3 protein-coding genes are annotated in these 3,355 nt (G+C 67.6%); 2 read left to right on the top strand and 1 reads right to left on the bottom strand.

The window, feature by feature from the left end; all coding sequences use genetic code 11:
- Positions 1–100: 100 nt before the first annotated feature.
- Positions 101–586 carry a ribose-5-phosphate isomerase gene (locus ACTWQJ_RS48750; protein ID WP_443312788.1) on the bottom strand — a complete coding sequence of 162 codons (486 nt, stop codon included), beginning with the start codon at positions 584–586 and terminating at the stop codon, positions 101–103.
- A gap of 229 nt (positions 587–815) precedes the next feature.
- Here ACTWQJ_RS48750 and ACTWQJ_RS48755 point away from each other — a divergent pair, with 229 nt between their 5' ends.
- Both ACTWQJ_RS48755 and ACTWQJ_RS48760 read left to right on the top strand, forming a co-directional pair.
- Complete coding sequence (locus ACTWQJ_RS48755) at positions 816–2,270, top strand: amino acid permease (protein WP_443312789.1); 1,455 nt, start codon at positions 816–818, stop codon at positions 2,268–2,270.
- A gap of 354 nt (positions 2,271–2,624) precedes the next feature.
- A partial coding sequence (locus tag ACTWQJ_RS48760) for an RNA-guided endonuclease InsQ/TnpB family protein (protein ID WP_443312790.1) occupies positions 2,625–3,355 on the top strand: 731 nt, incomplete at its 3' end.

Raw genomic sequence — 3,355 nt, forward strand, 5'->3', positions numbered from 1 at the left:
CCGCCCCGGACCCCGACGGGGCTGCGTCTCCCCACGCCTCTCACGGGTATCCAGCATCCCCGTCGCCGGGCTTCGCCCTGCCCCGGGCAAGCCCAGGCAGTTACTGCTGAGGGTGGTGCGGCGGGATCGGGGGGAGTTCACCGGTTGTCTCGTAGCTCTTCAGCATCTCGATGCGGCGTGCGTGGCGTTCGTCGCCCGAGAACGGGGTGTTCAGGAACGTCTCCACGAACTTTGTCGCCTCGTCGAGGGTGTGCATGCGCGCGCCCACCGCGACCACGTTGGCGTTGTTGTGCTGGCGGCCCAGCGACGCCGTCTCCTCGCTCCAGGCGAGCGCCGCGCGCACGCCCTTCACCTTGTTCGCGGCGATCTGCTCGCCGTTGCCGGAGCCGCCGATCACGATGCCGAGGGCTTCGGGGTCCGAGGCCGTGCGCTCGGCGGCGCGGAGGCAGAAGGGCGGGTAGTCGTCCTGGGCGTCGTAGATGTGGGGGCCGCAGTCGACGGGGTCGTGGCCGGCCGCTTTGAGCCACTCGACGAGGTGGTTCTTGAGTTCAAAACCGGCATGGTCGGAGCCGAGGTACACGCGCATGGAAACGAGTGTGTCATGCCGGTTTCGGGGCGGGCGCGCCGGGTCGGCGAGGCGGAAAGTGTGAGTAACACTACAGAAACTCAAGGAAACCTCAAGTAACGATCCGGAATCAAAGGTTCCCGAATTCGTTCGCCTCAGATTCACTGGACCGATTCGTACACCCCCCGCACACCGCTCGGGCGGGCTCGTACGGGGAAACTGCTCGACCGGCGCAAAGGAAACCCGTCCCATGACTTCGCAGCCGACCCTGACGAAGGCCGGAACCGGCCCCGGAGGCCCCGGTGACCCCGGCCACGGCCTTCAGGCCGGGCTCAAGAACCGTCATCTGTCGATGATCGCCATTGGTGGTGTCATCGGCGCAGGCCTGTTCGTCGGATCCAGCTCCGGTATCGCCACCGCCGGCCCCGGCATCCTCCTGTCGTACGCCCTCGTCGGCACGCTCGTCGTGCTCGTGATGCGGATGCTCGGTGAGATGTCCGCGGCGAATCCGACGTCCGGTTCGTTCTCGGCGCACGCCGACCGCGCGCTCGGGCCCTGGGCCGGGTTCTCCATCGGCTGGCTGTACTGGTTCTTCTGGGTCGTCGTGCTGGCGGTGGAGGCGACCGCTGGGGCCGCGATTCTGGAGGGGTGGATTCCCGCCGTGCCCCAGTGGGGGTGGGCGCTGATCGTGATGGTGGTGCTGACCGCCACCAACCTCGTCTCCGTCGGTTCCTACGGCGAGTTCGAGTTCTGGTTCGCCGGTATCAAGGTCGTCGCGATCGGAGCGTTCATCGTCGTCGGCGGGCTCGCCATCTTCGGTGTGCTGCCCGGGGTCGACAGTGAGCAGGCCGGGCTCTCCAACCTCACGGAGCACGGCGGCTTCCTGCCCAACGGACCCGGCGCCATCCTCACCGGTGTGCTGCTCGTCGTCTTCTCCTTCATGGGCAGCGAGATCGCGACCCTCGCGGCCGGCGAGTCCGAGGACCCGCAGCGGGCCGTGACCAAGTCGACCAACAGCATCATCTGGCGTATCGCCGTGTTCTATCTGGGGTCGATCTTCGTCGTCGTCGCCCTGCTGCCCTGGGACGCCCCCGCCATCGCCGAGAAGGGCTCCTACGTGGCCGCCCTGGACTCCCTCGGCATCGCGCACGCCGGTCAGATCATGAACTTCATCGTGCTGACGTCGGTGCTGTCCTGCCTCAACTCCGGCCTCTACACCGCTTCCCGGATGGCGTTCTCGCTGGGCGAGCGCGGAGATGCGCCGAAGGCCTTCGCACGGACGACGGGTCGCGGTGTGCCGCGGACGGCGATTCTCGTCTCCGTCGTGTTCGGGTTCGTGGCCGTGTTCTTCAACTACAAGTTCCCGGACTCCGTCTTCCTGTTCCTCGTCAACTCCTCCGGGGCCGTGGCCCTGTTCGTCTGGCTCGTCATCTGCTTCTCGCAGCTGCGGATGCGGAAGATCATCCAGCGGGAGGCGCCGGAGAAGCTGGTCGTGCGGATGTGGCTGTACCCGTATCTGACCTGGGCGACGGCCGCGCTGATCGTGTTCGTGCTCGGCTACATGCTGACCGACACCGAGCACGACGGACGCAAGACCGTACTGCTGTCGCTGCTGGTCGCGGCCGTGGTGCTGGCGATCGCCGTGGTCCGACAGAAGCGCCGGGGTGCCGTCGGTGCTCCCGACAAGGTGTCGGTGGGCGACTGACGCGCCGTTTCCTGAGTGGTCGAGGGCCCTGTGGCAGCGCGCCGCGGGGCCCTCGGTGTCGTAGGCCGTCAGGGGTCGTTCGTCACCTGTTTCTTGCGATTCCTCCCCGGCGTTCCCGCGGGGGAGGAATCGCATACGGGTGTTGCGGCGCGGAGCGTCGCCGCATCCGGTTCAGGGCTCGGAGTGCCCGTACGGCTGCCCGGCACCCGAGGAGATGTGAACATGTGTGCCCGGAGTCGCTGACTGGGGTGGCGACTGTGGGATCTGGGTACGTGTGTGCGGCGGTCGTCCGTATGGTCCTTCGGAGGGTTCGGGATGTCATGGCGTCCCGGCCGGGGACCGTGAGGGGGCGAGATGACGCAAGTGAGGGCGGCTGCGGAGGCCGGGCACGCCCGATACACCTACCGGCTGCGCGTGTCGTCTGCCGCCCGTACTGTCCTGGTGGCGGAGTGGGACCGATGCCGGTGGGTGTGGAACGAATGTGTGGCCAAGTCCAAGGCCGTACACCTGCACAACAAGGCGACCGGGGAGAAGCAGACGTGCGGTCCGGCTCAGCTCGACAGGATGCTGACCGAGGCCCGTACCCGTATGCCGTGGCTGCGTGAGGGCTCATCGGTCCTGCAGCAGCAGATCATCCGCGACTTCGGCCGCTCCCGCGCCAAGGCGCTCAAGGACATCAAAGAGCACCTGCCCATGGCACGCCGGGCCGGGATGCCGAAGTGGAAGACCAAGCGCGAGGCACTGCCGAGCCTCAACTACACCCAGCGCGGGTTCCGCCTGAAGGGCGGCCAGTTGCACCTGGCCGGGGGCATCGTGGTGACGGTGGTGTGGTCGCGGGAACTGCCGGCTGAGCCGTCATCGGTGCGCGTGTACCAGGACAGCATCGGGCACTGGTACTGCTCGTTCGTCGTGCCCGCCCAGGTGCAGCTGCTGCCGGAGACCGGCCGCGTGATCGGTATCGACTGGGGTGTGAAGGAGACCGCCACCACCACATCCGACGCCCACGACCTCCCCCACTCCGAGCACGGCAGGAAGGCCGCCGCGAAGCTGTCGCGGTACGACCGGATGATGGCCCGCCGCAAACC

The organism is Streptomyces sp. KR55, from assembly GCF_052245645.1.
In the GTDB taxonomy this organism is placed as follows: Bacteria; Actinomycetota; Actinomycetes; order Streptomycetales; family Streptomycetaceae; genus Streptomyces; species Streptomyces flavusporus.